General features: G+C 44.2%; 12 protein-coding genes. 5 read left to right on the top strand and 7 right to left on the bottom strand.

Annotated features, from left to right (window positions below):
- Positions 1-6: 6 nt before the first annotated feature.
- On the bottom strand, positions 7-579 hold the full coding sequence (locus EKM80_RS03990; protein WP_225418807.1) for a DUF1273 domain-containing protein: 573 nt from the start codon (positions 577-579) through the stop codon (positions 7-9).
- Positions 580-645: 66 nt separating this feature from the next.
- Here EKM80_RS03990 and recU point away from each other — a divergent pair, with 66 nt between their 5' ends.
- Together recU and EKM80_RS04000 are read left to right on the top strand one after the other, a co-directional pair.
- Positions 646-1,290: a Holliday junction resolvase RecU gene (recU, locus tag EKM80_RS03995; protein ID WP_125551834.1), complete on the top strand. Its 645-nt coding sequence runs from the start codon at positions 646-648 to the stop codon at positions 1,288-1,290.
- On the top strand, positions 1,280-3,634 hold the full coding sequence (locus EKM80_RS04000; protein ID WP_125551835.1) for a PBP1A family penicillin-binding protein: 2,355 nt from the start codon (positions 1,280-1,282) through the stop codon (positions 3,632-3,634). Before recU ends, EKM80_RS04000 begins: the two co-directional genes overlap by 11 nt.
- A 78-nt stretch (positions 3,635-3,712) precedes the next feature.
- On the opposite strand, the gene nth is transcribed toward EKM80_RS04000, so the two are convergent.
- The 6 genes from nth to EKM80_RS04030 all read right to left on the bottom strand — a co-directional run bounded on the left by nth (position 3,713) and on the right by EKM80_RS04030 (position 11,334).
- Positions 3,713-4,363 (bottom strand): endonuclease III, encoded by a 651-nt coding sequence (nth, locus tag EKM80_RS04005; RefSeq protein WP_125551836.1) that lies wholly within the window; start codon positions 4,361-4,363, stop codon positions 3,713-3,715.
- Positions 4,364-4,374: 11 nt separating this feature from the next.
- Positions 4,375-5,091, bottom strand: coding sequence for a DnaD domain protein (locus tag EKM80_RS04010; protein WP_225418808.1), 717 nt, complete (start codon positions 5,089-5,091; stop codon positions 4,375-4,377).
- Positions 5,092-5,259: 168 nt separating this feature from the next.
- Complete coding sequence (gene asnS / locus EKM80_RS04015) at positions 5,260-6,558, bottom strand: asparagine--tRNA ligase (protein ID WP_125551838.1); 1,299 nt, start codon at positions 6,556-6,558, stop codon at positions 5,260-5,262.
- Between the two features lie 195 nt (positions 6,559-6,753).
- Complete coding sequence (locus tag EKM80_RS04020) at positions 6,754-7,950, bottom strand: pyridoxal phosphate-dependent aminotransferase (protein WP_125551839.1); 1,197 nt, start codon at positions 7,948-7,950, stop codon at positions 6,754-6,756.
- 16 nt (positions 7,951-7,966) lie between these two features.
- Complete coding sequence (locus tag EKM80_RS04025; RefSeq protein ID WP_125551840.1) at positions 7,967-8,446, bottom strand: cell wall elongation regulator TseB-like domain-containing protein; 480 nt, start codon at positions 8,444-8,446, stop codon at positions 7,967-7,969.
- A gap of 86 nt (positions 8,447-8,532) precedes the next feature.
- A complete protein-coding gene (locus tag EKM80_RS04030; protein ID WP_125551841.1) occupies positions 8,533-11,334 on the bottom strand; it encodes a helicase C-terminal domain-containing protein in 2,802 nt (933 codons plus the stop codon).
- Positions 11,335-11,789: 455 nt separating this feature from the next.
- Here EKM80_RS04030 and mvk point away from each other — a divergent pair, with 455 nt between their 5' ends.
- The 3 genes from mvk (at position 11,790) to EKM80_RS04045 (ending at position 14,912) form a co-directional block, all read left to right on the top strand.
- Positions 11,790-12,761, top strand: a complete 972-nt coding sequence (gene mvk / locus EKM80_RS04035) for a mevalonate kinase (RefSeq protein ID WP_125551842.1) — start codon at positions 11,790-11,792, stop codon at positions 12,759-12,761.
- Positions 12,754-13,728, top strand: coding sequence for a diphosphomevalonate decarboxylase (gene mvaD, locus EKM80_RS04040; RefSeq protein ID WP_125551843.1), 975 nt, complete (start codon positions 12,754-12,756; stop codon positions 13,726-13,728). Before mvk ends, mvaD begins: the two co-directional genes overlap by 8 nt.
- Before the next feature lie 110 nt (positions 13,729-13,838).
- Positions 13,839-14,912, top strand: a complete 1,074-nt coding sequence (locus EKM80_RS04045) for a phosphomevalonate kinase (protein WP_125551844.1) — start codon at positions 13,839-13,841, stop codon at positions 14,910-14,912.
- Positions 14,913-14,979: the final 67 nt, after the last annotated feature.

Below are 14,979 nucleotides of genomic sequence, written 5' to 3' on the forward strand. Positions count from 1 at the left end.
CAAATTTTAATCCGCTTGAAAACCATTTTCTTGTTCTTCTTGAAAATTATTTGCTGTATCCTGTAAATCATCAAAATCAAGCAGCCCCAATTCGTAATCATGTTGCGCTTGATATCGCTGAATCGCCTCAACCGTGAAATGTGTTTTTCCCGGCGCTGTATCATCATATAACATTAACGCCCCATCTGTGTGCGTCAACATAAATTCTTGATAATTTCTTAATTGTTTCGGCGAGTGATAGGGCTTATCGCTGACAGACGCCGAAAAATTAACTTGACCGCGTAAAGCTTCCAGTGCAGTTTGATTAGCCTCGTTCCAATTCTTGCCAAAATCAGCAAATGGTAGCATCATTGCTGTTTGTAATTCAGGATAATCTTTTTTTAATTCGTTGGCCACTTCTAAGCTCCACTGTTCAGTGCCCAGTTGACCACCACTAATTACCCAGGTCAAATGCTGGTCAAATCGAGCAATGATTTCTGCCTTTAACGCAGCTTTAATAATTTTTAACTTTGGTTCATTGGCGCTGAAAACGCCGAGTTCATAACTGCGGTAACCTGTCACCCACAACCGCATGAGCATCCCTTCTTAATTTTATTTCAAAAAATCTTAGTAATTGCTATAATAAAGGCTTAGGAGTGTGATCATATGCCGTTTCATTATCCAAATGGCAACCTCTACCACAATGATGCCAAAGTGCAGCCAAAAAAGCAACCGCTACGCAATCAAACCCGCTTTGATAATCGGGGCATGTCATTAGAAGAGGAAATCAATGAAAGTAACCAATTTTACCGTGCACGTGATTTAGCGGTCGTTTATAAGAAGCCACTACCATTACAAATCGTGAAAGTTGATTACCCGAAACGTAGTGCTGCCGTGATCAAGGAGGCTTACTTCCGCCAACCGTCAACGACAGATTACAACGGCGTTTATCGAGGCTATTACCTTGACTTCGAGGCCAAAGAAACTAAGAATAAGGCCAGCTTCCCGTTAAAAAACTTTCACGACCATCAAATTGAACACATGCGCCACTGTTTACGTCAAGCAGGTATCTGCTTTGTGATCATGCGTTTTGTTAGTTTAGACCGCTTATTCGTTTATCCTGCCTCACCGTTGATTGCCCACTGGGATCAGCAAATTACCGGTGGCCGCAAATCAATTCCATTAGCTGATATTGAAACCAATGGCTTTGAAGTACACTATGCTTTGAAACCACGAATTCCTTATCTAACGGCAGTTGATCAATTCATTGCCACGCTAACTATTCATAAAGGAGATCATCATGGCCAATAATAATCAATCACGTGTTGCACGGCGTAAATCTGCAGCAAGAAAGCCCAAAAAACGGCATCCCATTCGCCGGATATTGCTGTGGTTAGTCGCCCTTTTTGCACTTCTTGTAGTGGCTGGCGGTGGCTTGTTCGCCTATTACGCCATGAATGCGCCAAAAGTAACTCAAGCACAACTGTCCAGTCAATCTTCTTCGGTGATCTACGACAGTACTGGCAAAAAAATTCGCACGCTAGGGGTGGAAAATCGGACATATGCTTCCGGTAACGCCATCCCACAAACCTTAAAAGATGCTGTTATTTCCACTGAAGACCGTCGCTTTTATTCTAACTTCGGGATCGACCCAGTGCGTATACTTGGTGCCGCATATGCCAACGTCACTGGTAGTGGCTCTGGGCTCCAAGGTGGGAGCACGTTGACCCAGCAATTAGTTAAATTAGCTGTATTTTCAACCAAAAAATCTGATCAAACTTTGAAACGTAAAGCCCAAGAAGCCTGGCTAGCAATCAAAGTTGACCGTTCTTACTCCAAGAGTCAGATCTTAGAATTTTATATCAATAAAGTACCTTTGGCCAATGGGGTTTACGGCATGGGAACAGCGGCACATTACTATTACAATAAGCCGCTAAAGCAACTAAGCTTAGCGCAACTGGCATTAATTGCCGGCATGCCCCAAGCACCAAACACCTATGATCCTTACGTCAATCCATCTGCCGCTAAAGCACGGCGGGATACCGTGTTGCAATCAATGGTAGCTAACAAAAAAATCTCGAGTCAACAAGCTAAGGCTGCCGCCGCAGTGCCAATCACTGATGGCTTAGTCGATCAAAAGGCACAAACTAATACCGAGACCGATAACGTGACTGATGCCTACATTAGCCAGGTCGTCGCCGAAGTCAAAAAGAAAACTGGCTTAAACCCATACACTGACGGTTTAAAGATCTACACTAATTTAAATTTGAAAGTTCAAAAACGTTTATACGATATCGTCAACACTGATAATTACGTCAGCTTCCCTGATAATTTATTACAAACTGGGGTCACCATGACCGACGTTAAAACAGGTAAAGTGATGGCGATGATTGGCGGTCGGAAAACGGGTAACGTTCAATTTGGCTTAAATCGCGCTGTCCAAACAAGTCGGAGCAGTGGATCGACCATTAAGCCGATGTTGGATTATGGTCCGGCAATCGAATACCTGAATTATTCAACTTATCAGCAAATGGAAGACACCGCCTATACCTATGCGGGCACCAGTACGCAGCTCTATGATTGGGACTTCAAGTACCTCGGCCGCATCTCATTACGGACTGCCTTAGCGCAATCGCGGAACGTTCCTGCCGTTCGCACTATGGATAAGGTCGGCATCAGTAAAGCAACTCAATTTATCAAAGGCTTAGGCGTTTCCTTTGATAAGACATTAGAATTGCAAAACGCAATTGGTGCGGATGTTTCCAGTCTCCAAGAAGCCGCTGGTTACTCTGCCTTTGCCAATGGTGGGACCTACTACAAGCCGTACTTGATCAATAAAATCGACAAACCAGATGGCACCAGTGAAACCTTTGATCCATCAGGTAAGCGCGCAATGAAGTCCTCAACTGCCTATATGATCACTGACGTCTTAAAGGATGTTATCTCTGACGGTACTGGGACGAATGCGCAAATTAGTGGTTTATATCAAGCCGGTAAAACTGGGACGACTGACTATTCCAGTGATGAGCTGGCCAATAGCACCAGTATTTCAAGTAGTATGTCTAAAGACTCTTGGTTCACGGGTTACTCACATGACTACGCCATTTCAGTTTGGACTGGCTACGATCAACCACAACAACACGGTCTAACTGCAACCGAGCAACAAATTGCGAGCGGCATTTACCGTGAATTGATGCAATACGCTAATACAGAAACCAATGCTAGCGGTAAGAATTGGACCAAGCCAAGTAGCGTTGTTGCTGCTAATATCTTAAAAGGCTCCAATCCTGCGCAATTAGCAGCTAGTGGTGCTTCCAGCAGTCAGATCACACGTGAATTATTTGTTCGTGGCACCCAGCCGACTAAGGTTGCCAGCAGCACCACCAGCACAAGTAAGAAAAATAGTGATGGTAGTTCTAGTAGCTCTAGCAGTAGTTCTAGTCTGGCTAGCAGCAGCTTTAGTTCAGCGGTTAGCAGTGCCTCCAGTTCGGCAATTGAATCTTCGTCTAGTGAAACGCAAAGTAGCACCACCCCAAGCACATCACAGGACACATCCAGCGGTAGTACTGCCGAAACTAGTAGCACACCTAGCACGGGGACTGGTAGCGTTACGACACCAAGTACTGGTACGACAACTGACAACACTGGTAATTAGTGGCTAAGTATAGTGGCTAAACCTTAAAAAGAGCTTGACCCACGCAATTTATTTGCGGGATCAAGCTCTTTTTTGATTTCATTTTTTCAACCCTAAGCGGTGTTGACCATCAGCACACAGCTCCAATAAGGGACACTGCGCGCATTTAGGAGCGCGGGCAAGGCACTGATACCGACCAAAATAAATCATTTGATGATGGGCAGTAACCCATTGGTCTTCCGGCAACTGCTTCATCATTTTCTGCTCGATCTCCAATACCGTGGCGTTTTGCGGTACCATGTGCAAGCGCTTGGTCACACGTGTGACATGGGTATCTACAGCAAACGCCGGAATGCCAAATGCGTCCGCTAAGACCACATCAGCCGTTTTACGCCCCACCCCTGGTAATTGCATTAACTCAGCGCGGGTGTGCGGTACTACGCCATTAAAGTCGGTTAATAAGGCTTGACTGGCTGCCTTCATGTGCTTAGCCTTATTGCGATACAAGCCAATACTATGAATAGCGAGTTGTAAAGTCGTTTCACTCGCCGCAGCCATCGTCTGTGGGTCAGGAAAATCAGTAAATAACTTGGGGGTCACCTTATTAACGGAAATATCGGTAGCCTGCGCACTAAGCATCACTGAGATCATATATTGAAATGGTGTCCGCGCATCTAATGATGGTTGCGCATCAGGAAACATTTCACCCATAATTGCTACAGCTTGTTGTGTTTGTTGCTTTGACAGCATCCCCATTCCCCCTATTGCTTATCTTTATCCTCATCGGTTGGTTCTGCCCAATTATACATCGGAATCTGCGGAATCGCACTAGTCGGCGTTGTGGCCGCCGCACTAGCTGCTGGTTGCCGCTGTTGGCGCTTTTCTTGTTCTCGCTGAATCTGTTGCTTGGTGGTTAAATGCTTACGCTCCCAGCTTAGTAGGATGCGATCCATATATTTCAAGCTATAGGCTTGATTCAGCACCGCTTCGCGTAACGCCAAGCCGATAACCTCGGGTTGGTAATGATCCTGATCTAACCAAGCACCAATTGTTTCGTACTCAATTGGCGATAACGGCCGGCCAAATTCTGTTTCAATTTGTTCAAATAACTGCTGCCGCTGATCAGTGGTTTCTTCAACAACGGCCTGCCGCTTTTGCTGACCCAGATAGGTCGCTAATTTACGGTACATCAAAGCAAAATCATATTGATCCTGGCTGCGGCCCTGCTCGTCTTGAGTCGTATCAATAGTCAAAATTTTCTTTTGGATCATCCGGTGAATAATTTGATAGACCTGCGTGCTGGATAAGCGCAGTCGTTGTGCAATCGTAGCCATATCCGGAAAATGATTCCCAGCATCGTAAAAACTTTTTAATTCTAAATAAACCAAAAACTCGTCATTGGTGATGCCTAATTCGTGGAAATGGGCCAGTAACAGACTCGACACCGTCGTCTGGCCAGCATTAATAAATTGTTGCATAAAGGTATCGTCCATATTGCCATCCTTTTCTAAAGCGTGTTTAAAAAAGTACCCAGATTTTGTGCACTAGTCTAGCTAGTTAAAACTCACCTGCAGCACTATAACAAAAAAAGAGTGCCGCAATTGAACCTGCTACGCCGGCCAGCTTGCTTGACACTCTTTTCCTCATTATGGGTAAATGCGGTTCAATAAACGTGGGAATGGAATCGTCTCACGCACATGATCGACACCACAAATCCAGGTCAAGGCGCGTTCTAAGCCAAGGCCAAAACCTGAATGGGGCACACTACCGTATTCACGTAGATCCAGATACCAACTGTATTCTTTAGGATCTAATCCAGCTTGTTTGATCTGCTCTAACAGGTAATTATAATCCGTTGCCCGTTCGCTACCACCGATAATTTCGCCATAACCTTCTGGTGCTAATAAGTCAGCACAGATCACAACGTCTTCACGTGTTGGATGTGGCTTCATGTAAAATGGCTTGATTTTCTTCGGGTAGTTTAAAACAAATACTGGCTGCTCAAATTGATCAGCTAAGAAAGTTTCTTCTGGTGAACCAAAATCAATACCCCAATCAACTTTAAAGCCATTTTTCTGCAGCATTGTAATAGCATCGTCATAACTGATCCGTTGATAAGGCAACTTGGTGTAGCGTTTGAGCACTTCTTTATCCCGTTCTAATAGGTCTAATTCATAATCACAATGATCAAGCACATTTTGAACTAAGAAAGCCACGTATTCTTCTTGGATTTTCAAGCTTTCTTCTTGATGCATAAAGGCCATTTCTGGTTCTAGCATCCAGAATTCAATCAAATGCCGCCGTGTTTTCGACTCCTCAGCGCGGAAAGTGGGACCAAAAGTGAACACCTTGTCAAAAGCCAAGGCACCAGCTTCAGCGTACAACTGACCACTTTGTGACAAATAAGCATCACGACCAAAATATTCCGTATGGAACAATTCCGTTGTGCCTTCAGGGGCACTACCGGTTAGAATTGGTGAATCCATTTTAATAAAACCACGGGCATTGAAAAACTCATAACTAGCGCGGATCACTTCGTTACGAATTTTCATAATGGCAAATGGTCGCCGTGAACGTAACCACAAATGGCGGTGATCTAATAGAAAGTCGATGCCGTGTTCCTTAGGCGTAATGGGATAGCCTTCACTTTCACCTACAAGCTCGATATTAGATAATTCGATTTCATAACCAAATTTTGAGCGTGTATCTTGATGGATCGTACCGTAAACCCACATACTAGATTCCTGATGTAGCTGTTTAGCTAATTGGAAGATTTCTTCACTAACGGCGCTTTTAACTAAAACACCTTGGAAAAAAGCCGTCCCATCACGTAATTGCAGAAAAGCAATTTTACCGCTAGAGCGCTTGTCGGTTAACCAAACACCGATTTTAACCTCCTCATCAATATGATCTTTAGCGTCAATAATATTAATTTGCTGAACCATTTAAAAATTTCCCCTATCTCACTTTAATTAGGTTGATTTTTACTAAAGTAAAAATCTTTAATGTTCGTGGCGGTGTCCATTCAACTACGGCACAGTTCGTCTAGTTGAAACATGGCCCTATCTCACTTGTTTTTATTACAGTTATTATTCGTCAATCTTGGCTAATAAGTGTTTTATGCACACTCTGTTTTGTAGCTAGGCGTCCATATTACCCTTAGTCTGAATGAAATCAGCGATCCGCTGATAGGCCTGGGTTAACGAATCTAAATCGTTGGCGTAACTGATTCGGATATGGTCTGGTTGGCCAAAGGCACGTCCTGGTACTACGGCAACGTAAGCTTCTTCAAGCAAGGCTTCAACAAACGCCTCAGTTGTTGAATAACCGCACAATTCTACTGCGCGTTTCACGTTCGGGAATAAATAAAAGGCGCCTTGTGGCTTCTCGTCTAATTCAAAGCCCGGTAAGCTTTGAATTTTAGGGAATAAATAATTCAATCGATGTTCAAAAGCTTGCCGCATTTTTTCTGCATCTGCTTGACTACCGTTTAGCGCCGCAATCGTGGCGTATTGCGTGACTGCCGTTGGATTACCGGTTGCGTGGCTTGCAACGGTGGTCATTGCCTTAATAATGGCTGGATTACCAAGGACATAACCCATGCGCCAACCTGTCATCGCGTAGGTTTTAGAAACACCCGTTACCAATAAGGTATTTTTACGAATAGCTTCACTTAAACTAACTACAGAAACAAATTGATTGCCGTTATAAACCAGGTTACTGTAAATTTCATCAGAAATCACTAATACATCATGAGAAACTGCCCAATTACCAATGGCAGTGAGCTCTTCAGCTGTATAAATCAGGCCTGATGGATTCTGTGGTGAGTTTAACACCAGCGCTTTCGTCCGTGGTGACCGTGCCTTTTCTAGATCCTCAACAGTCACTTTATGTCCAGCACCAGTTGTTTTAACTGCTAATGGCCGTCCACTAGCTAAATTAACCTGTTCAGCATAGCTGACCCAAAATGGTGCCGGCAACAACACTTCATCCCCAGGATTAAGAATAACCTGGAAAATCAGATACAAAGCAAACTTAGCCCCAGTTGTGGCGATGATCTGCTTATTATCATAATGCACGCCAGTTTCAGCTTCGATGCGTTGGCTAATTGCTGTTTTTAATTCTGGTAGCCCACCAGCGGCAGTGTAGAAACTAGTTTTACCAGAACGAATGGCTTCAATAGCTGCTTCTTGAATATATTCTGGTGTGACAAAATCAGGTTCGCCAATCGATAAATTAACCACATCGACGCCTTTAGCGATCAACGCCTTTGTTTTAGCTGACATTGCCAATGTTGCGGATGGTTGAACCTTCATTACATTTTTCGATAGTGCCATATCACCACTCCCAAACCTATATATTTTTAAGTAACTTAACTGACTTACCGGATTTAAAATCCAATGTTTGGTAACCTAAACGACCATTCTTATCCGCAAATGAAATCTCCCACACTGGTTTCTTGTGATAAAGTCCTAGAGTTGCATTATAAACCTTTTTAGGTGCCTGTGTCTGCCAAACACGCTTTAAGGCCGTATTGCGGGAAATGCCGGAACTCTGATTCAGCACTGTGATTTTACCACCCTTTTGTGCGATGATCACAAAAACCGCATTATGCTGCTTGGTCTCCCCAGCAACAGTTAAGTAGCTTTGTTTGTGATTAAACCAATAAAAATCATCAACAGTGGTGACGTGGCCGTATTTTTCCGCCAACGCAATTGCTTCACGGCGCGCCGTCACGGCTGGTTTATTGGCAGCATGATAAATAAGTAATGCACTGACAATGATCAATAAAACCACGCCAATTAAACTATATGATTTCCAATGTTTCCGCATAATTTCCCCTCTAGCTGTAAATTAGGCCGTAAAACTACGACACAATTATTATAGCAGATTTCTAGTCAATTTTTAGACCAAAAAATTTAAACTTTTCTTGCGAAGAACTCATCTGCAGCCGCTACAACTTCAACTAGGTCAGCCGTCGTTTTCGGTAACGATGCTGGCAGTGTCTTCAGCATTCTTTTACCATAGCTAGTGGTGACGATTCGATCATCTAATACCACCATCACACCCCGGTCAGCACTAGTACGAATTAAACGGCCAAAGCCTTGATGTAAACGCATAGTAGCCTTAGGTAAGGCTTCCTTAAAAAATGGATTTAACTTTGCTGCCGTTAATTTTTGATAACGCGCCCGGGTCAAAATCCCATCCGGTGCTTCAAATGGTAAACGTGCAATTACTAATTGTTCCAACGCTTCCTTTGGCAGATCGATTCCTTCCCAGAAACTGCCGGTACCTAACAAAATCCCACGTTGGCTCAAACTAAAGCGCTTGGTGATACGTTCTTTACTGCCCGTCACACCTTGGGCAAAGATTTCTCGCTGCAACGGCAAATTAGTTTGCATTAACGCTCGATAGACCTCGGCGATCATTTGCAGTGAATTGAACAGCACCAAAGTTTGCCGTTGATTATCGTGGGTCAGCGCATAAACTGCACGCGCCACGTAGTTCGTATAGGCATGATCAGCGGCACCGCGAATTGCTGGTCCATCAGCCACCACGTAAAAAGCAGCTTGGCGCTTATAGCGAAACGGACTGGCGAAGCGTTTTTCCACGACAGCATCAGCGGATAAGCCCATTTGCTGTTCAAAGTAATCGAATTTATGGGCAACGGTCAGAGTTGCACCAGTAAATACTGGCGGCGCAAAATGTTGTAGTAGCCGCTCTACCACGGGCGTAATATCTAGCCGGCTTAGCTGTAAGGTCAAACTAGCCGCGTCACCATAGTCTTTTAAAGTCAGCCAAACTAACTGACCATGATCAGCGTCAGCTAACTGAGTAAAAACATCCCGCAATAACTGGCGCACTTGCATTAACTCGTGGACCTGTTGATTAAAATCTAACCATAACTTCTGTTCACTCACTAACCAGCTAGCTTGTTCGTTTAATAAATATTGATCAAGCTTGTCGGCTAGCAATAAACAATCATTTAGCAAACGCCGTAACTTTTGGCCGAATCCCCGGTTGGCGGTTACCCACTCAGTTAGCTCGGTTTCCGCAAGCGGTCGTTCGATAAAACCATTGCGCCGTTCTAACGGAATTTGTTCAGCAATGAAGTCTAAGTACAACTGCTGCTGTAGCTGTTGCAATAACTGGCTAAATTCACTTAAGCCATAATCCAGTGAAACCACATTATAATGGGCAACTGGATCATTACTTAATAAAGTAGCCAAGGTTGGTTGTTCAGTGCCAGTCAACGTTTTGTGCAGCCGTTTTAATAATTGTGTAATTGCTCCACTAATGATTTGTTGGCTGCTAGCCTTTAAAGCAGCATCCGGAAATTGTTGTGCTTCATCGACCACTAAATAACTATTTTTGGGAAAAAATTGTTCATCGTTCACGTGCTGGCTTAAAAAGGCATGGTTGGTCACCAGTATATCTGCTTGTTGTTGCTGTTTATGAGCAGCTAGCCAAAAATCATCGGTGGCAAAAGGTGCATCCGTCGCCACTAATTCGTGGCTATGGTGACTGATCTCAGCGAATAGTGGCGAATGGTAAGTGGTTAAATGTAATTCAGCAAAATCGCCTGTTTTCGTCATTGTCAACCAAACTAGTAATTTCATCTTAAGTAGCTGAATTTGTTTGACCTTATCCGCCACTGTTAACGCTTGGCTAAACTTAGCGAGGTCGATATAGTGCTGTGGACTTTTCACGATTGCAGCTTGCAGATCAATATCCAATAATTGATTGAGCAAGGGCACAGTCTGCTGAACAAATTGGGTCTGTAGTACTGCTGTCGATGTACTGACTACTAATTTTTGTTGGCCCTGTAAGTGAAAGCTAAAAGGCAATAAATAACCTAATGACTTACCCAGGCCAGTAGCGGCTTCCAGAATCATTGGCTGTGGTTGCTCGGCGTAATTAGCGTAGATCAGATCCATCATTTTACCTTGCGTTTTACGCCATTTCAATAGTGGCCGTAAATAATGCTTTTTTTCTGCATCCGTTGCTGGATATGTTTTAGCACTAGTCGTTAAGCGGGTTGTGGTAACGGATTTTTTGCGCAACGCTAACCCATGACTCACGTACAAGTAATCAGGTAATGGGGTTGCGTTTTGTTGCGCGTGCACCGCAAAATATAAACCAGTCTCGCGGGCTGAGCGCGTTGCACATTTAGCCAGCGCTTGCCGGGTCACTAACGGCAGGTTCGCCAGTCGCTGACTTAAAGCAATAAATAGCTGGGCAGTCACCACCGCGTCACTATCAGCTTGATGGGGATTGGTGTGCTCAATGGCCAATAATTGGGTTAGATCACTAAGTCGATAACTAACAGCCGTGGGTAACAAAACTTGTGCTAGCTCGACGGTATCGATTGCCGCTAGTTTCAAGGCTGGTTGCCCGACACGTTGCAATTCTGCATTCAAAAATGGATAATCAAAATTAACGTTGTGGGCAACAAATACAGTATCACGTAACAGTTGACTGATTGTCGCCGCCACATCTTCAAAATACGGTGCCACCTTTAACCGTTGCGGTGATAAATGCGTTAATTGTAAAATGTTGGTGGGTACTTCGCGCTCAGGATTAATATCCAGCGCAATTTGATCGATCACCTTGCCATGCTGTACCATAGCACAGCCAAACTGAATGATTCGGTCACCCGTTTTAACGCTGGTGCCGGTAGTTTCTAAATCAACGATGGCGTAGATCGAGTCTTTATTCATGCTCGTCATCTGGTCTCTTTTCTTTATATTGGCTAATTTGACCACAATTTAAGTCACTGTTGTCATTTTATCTAAACGTTAAAACACTATTAAAAATAGTAGCATTTTCCGCCGGTTACGGCAATCAAGTCTTTACTACTGGTTTAGATTTTAATGAAAGCTATTTCATCTCTTTAAGACTGGTATTTACTTTATTCACGACAATGTATAAACTATTGATGAGTACTTTGCTAAAAGTAGGCCACAAACGGCCCTTTTTCGCGACCGTGAACGTTGCCGTGCAATTTATTTTTAGCGTGCTGCAGGTTGCGGCTGTCTTTGGCGCTGATTAAGTTATTTTATAACTAAGTTAGCATAAACAGGTTGTAGCAAGCTAGCGCGCTAGAAGTTGCACATTTTTCAAAACGTACGTAAATTTAGATAATTCATTTTAAAATATAGAAAAGAGTGGCGCAATGACATTAGAACAAGGCATCGGTGTGAGCAACGCCAAAATTATTTTGATTGGTGAGCACGCCGCCGTTTATGGCAAGCCGGCAATTGTGGTGCCGCTAACAGCAGTTAAATTAACTGCCATAACCACACCAATTGAACAAGGCCAATTAATTGAAAGTAACTATTATACGGGGCCCTTGGCGCGCTCCATGACTAACTTCTCCGGTATCAAAAAATTGATTCAAACTATTTTGACGCGGCTCAATCAGCAGCAAGCTAACTTTAAATTAACGATCACAAGCCAGATCCCTGCCGAACGTGGTATGGGCTCTTCAGCAGCAACTGCTGTGGCGGTAACGCGTAGTCTTTATGACTTTTTTGGAAAAAAATTAAATCGCGCCACCTTACTAGAACTAGCTAACGTTGCGGAAACAGTGACCCACGGCTCGCCTAGTGGCATGGATGCCGCAACAACGAGTTCAACGGCGCCAATTTGGTTTATCAAGGGCCACGCCAGCTATAATTTACCCATTAATTTAAGTGGTAATTTAGTGATCGCTGACAGCGGCATTCGTGGTCAAACTGGTCCAGCCGTTACCACTGTACGTGAGCGTTTAGCTGATTTCCCCCAAGAAACGGCTGTCTTTTTAGATCAACTGGCTGAATTAGCAGAATCAACGCGCAAAGCCATTGCCTCGCAACAATTGGCCCAAGTGGGTAAAAATTTCACCTCGGCCCAATTAATTTTACAAACACTTGGCGTCAGCAATGAAACCATCGATCATTTAGTTTTTGTTGCCCAACGTAACGGGAGTCTGGGCACCAAGCTAACCGGTGGTGGCCGTGGCGGTTGCATTATCGCTTTAACGGCTGATGATGCCACTACCCAACACTTGTTACGTGCTTTGGCTGCTGAAGGTGTGACTCAAACTTGGGTCCAACCGTTAGCGCATCTTAATCAAACTAAAAATCAGGAGTATGACCATGAATAATGCCGTTACAGCCCGCGCCCACACAAACATCGCCTTGATCAAATACTGGGGCAAAGCTGATCCCAAGCTGATCATCCCGCAAAACAGCAGCCTATCCTTGACGCTAGACCCCTTTTACACTGATACGACAGTTCAATTTGACGCTGCTTTGACGCAAGATCAAATCAAAATCGATGGCCAAGTGCTCAATCAAACTGCCGGCCAACGGGTACGTGACTTTTTAGATTTAGTTCGTCAACGTGCCGGCATCACCGCCTTTGCCCAAGTTAATTCGTATAACCATGTCCCCACCGCTGCTGGCCTAGCTTCATCAGCTTCGGGGTTTGCTGCCTTAGCTGCAGCCGCCAGTAAAGCAGCCGGGTTGACCTTAGATCAGCCAGCTTTATCGCGTTTGGCTCGCCGCGGTTCCGGCTCCGCCACACGTTCAATCTACGGTGGCTTTGTCGAATGGCAAAAAGGCCACAATGATCTTGATTCGCAGGCGGTCCCTTTTCAAGAAACGATTGATTTCGATATTCAAATGATCGCTATTTTGTTAGATCCACGACCCAAGAAAGTTGCCAGTCGTGCCGGGATGGCCCAGGTTGTCGCCACTTCACCTTATTACACCGCTTGGCCACCTAGTGCGGAAAAAGATCTTATCGCCATGAAAGCCGCAATTCTTAAAAAAGATTTAAATTTAATTGGACAATTAGCTGAAGCTAACGCTATGAAAATGCATGCCACCACACTTAGCGCCACACCGCCGTTTACTTATTTTGAACCAGAAACTTTGGCCGCTATTGAAATAGTTCAAAGCTTGCGCAATAATGGGGTTTCTTGTTATTATACTATGGATGCGGGTCCGAACGTGAAGGTTATCTGTTCGGCCAAGGAGACACCCGCTATCTTGACGCGCCTACGTCAGCACTTTCCCGCCGACCATTTGTTGGTGGCTAAGCCTGGCCCAGGAATTGCGTATTTATAATAAGGTATGACGAAATGGCGAGCACGTTCTGGACATTTAGAACGTGTTTTAAAAATGTCATTCGCCACACTGTCCATATCTAATTGTTGTGGTTGAAAGGAAATGATTTTTTGATAACGGCTCAGGCCCCTGGCAAGCTATATATTGCGGGTGAATACGCAGTTGTGGAGACTGGATTACCCGCTGTTATTGTCGCATTGAATCAATTTGTGACGGTCAGCATTGAAAAAAGCGCCGATTTTGGCAGTATTGTATCGAAGCAATACCAGGAAAACTCACTATATTGGTCGCGCCAAGGTGATGAAATGGTTTTTGACAACCGGGATAATCCCTTTCATTACATTCTCTCGGCGATTCGCCTAACTGAAAAGTATGCGTTGGAAAGTGGTAAGCGGTTATCGCTTTATCATCTACGCATTAATAGTCAACTCGATTCAGCTGACGGTAAAAAATATGGCTTAGGTAGTTCCGCGGCCGTTACGGTAGCAACGATCAAAGCTTTGCTCGCCTATTATGACTTACCTTTGAGTAAGGATAAATTATATAAATTAGCTGCAATTGCGCATCTAGATGTTCAAGGCAATGGGTCACTGGGTGACATTGCCGCCAGCGTCTATGGTGGTTGGATCGCGTATCAAGCATTTGATCGTGATTGGTTGCAAGCCGTTCGTCGTGAAACTGGCTTAAAGGCACTATTAAATCTGGAATGGCCGCAGCTCAATATTGAACTGTTGACCCCACCAGAAAACTTGCAATTAATGATTGGTTGGACTGGCTCGCCAGCGTCGACCTCACAATTAGTTGATAAGATCACGATTGCTAAAGCTAAAAAACGTGGCGCTTACCAGCAGTTTTTGGAACAAAGTGCTGACTGCTTAAAACAAATGATTACGGGCTTCAAACAGAAAAACTTAGCCGTGATTCAAAACCAAATCAAGCGGAATCGCGAATTACTACAACAATTAAGTGATTTCAGTCACGTGTCGATTGAGACGCCACTATTACAAAAAATGTGTAATTTGGCCGAAGAATTCGGCGGTGCAGCGAAATCTTCTGGTGCTGGCGGTGGTGATTGTGGTATTGCCATTCTCGACTCAGCTTTGCCCACACACCAATTAGCCGCTGACTGGCAACAAAACGGTATTGAGCAACTGGCACTGGCCGTCCACAACGTGACATTATAAGCAAACTAAAGCGGTCCGCGCAGTTACAATCCTGTAACCACGAACCGCTTATTTTTTGTCGTCAGCG

It is taken from the genome of Loigolactobacillus jiayinensis, assembly GCF_003946445.1.
GTDB lineage: Bacteria > Bacillota > Bacilli > Lactobacillales > Lactobacillaceae > Loigolactobacillus > Loigolactobacillus jiayinensis.

Bases quoted from the DNA above. Each gene is read 5' to 3' on its own strand.
- EKM80_RS04025 (WP_125551840.1), bottom strand. From the start codon at position 8,446: ATGCGGAAACATTGGAAATCATATAGTTTAATTGGCGTGGTTTTATTG.
- EKM80_RS04010 (WP_225418808.1), bottom strand. From the start codon at position 5,091: ATGCAACAATTTATTAATGCTGGCCAGACGACGGTGTCGAGTCTGTTA.
- recU (WP_125551834.1), top strand. From the start codon at position 646: ATGCCGTTTCATTATCCAAATGGCAACCTCTACCACAATGATGCCAAA.
- EKM80_RS04020 (WP_125551839.1), bottom strand. From the start codon at position 7,950: ATGGCACTATCGAAAAATGTAATGAAGGTTCAACCATCCGCAACATTG.
- nth (WP_125551836.1), bottom strand. From the start codon at position 4,363: ATGCTGTCAAAGCAACAAACACAACAAGCTGTAGCAATTATGGGTGAA.
- EKM80_RS04000 (WP_125551835.1), top strand. From the start codon at position 1,280: ATGGCCAATAATAATCAATCACGTGTTGCACGGCGTAAATCTGCAGCA.
- EKM80_RS04030 (WP_125551841.1), bottom strand. From the start codon at position 11,334: ATGAATAAAGACTCGATCTACGCCATCGTTGATTTAGAAACTACCGGC.
- asnS (WP_125551838.1), bottom strand. From the start codon at position 6,558: ATGGTTCAGCAAATTAATATTATTGACGCTAAAGATCATATTGATGAG.
- EKM80_RS03990 (WP_225418807.1), bottom strand. From the start codon at position 579: ATGCTCATGCGGTTGTGGGTGACAGGTTACCGCAGTTATGAACTCGGC.
- mvk (WP_125551842.1), top strand. From the start codon at position 11,790: ATGACATTAGAACAAGGCATCGGTGTGAGCAACGCCAAAATTATTTTG.
- mvaD (WP_125551843.1), top strand. From the start codon at position 12,754: ATGAATAATGCCGTTACAGCCCGCGCCCACACAAACATCGCCTTGATC.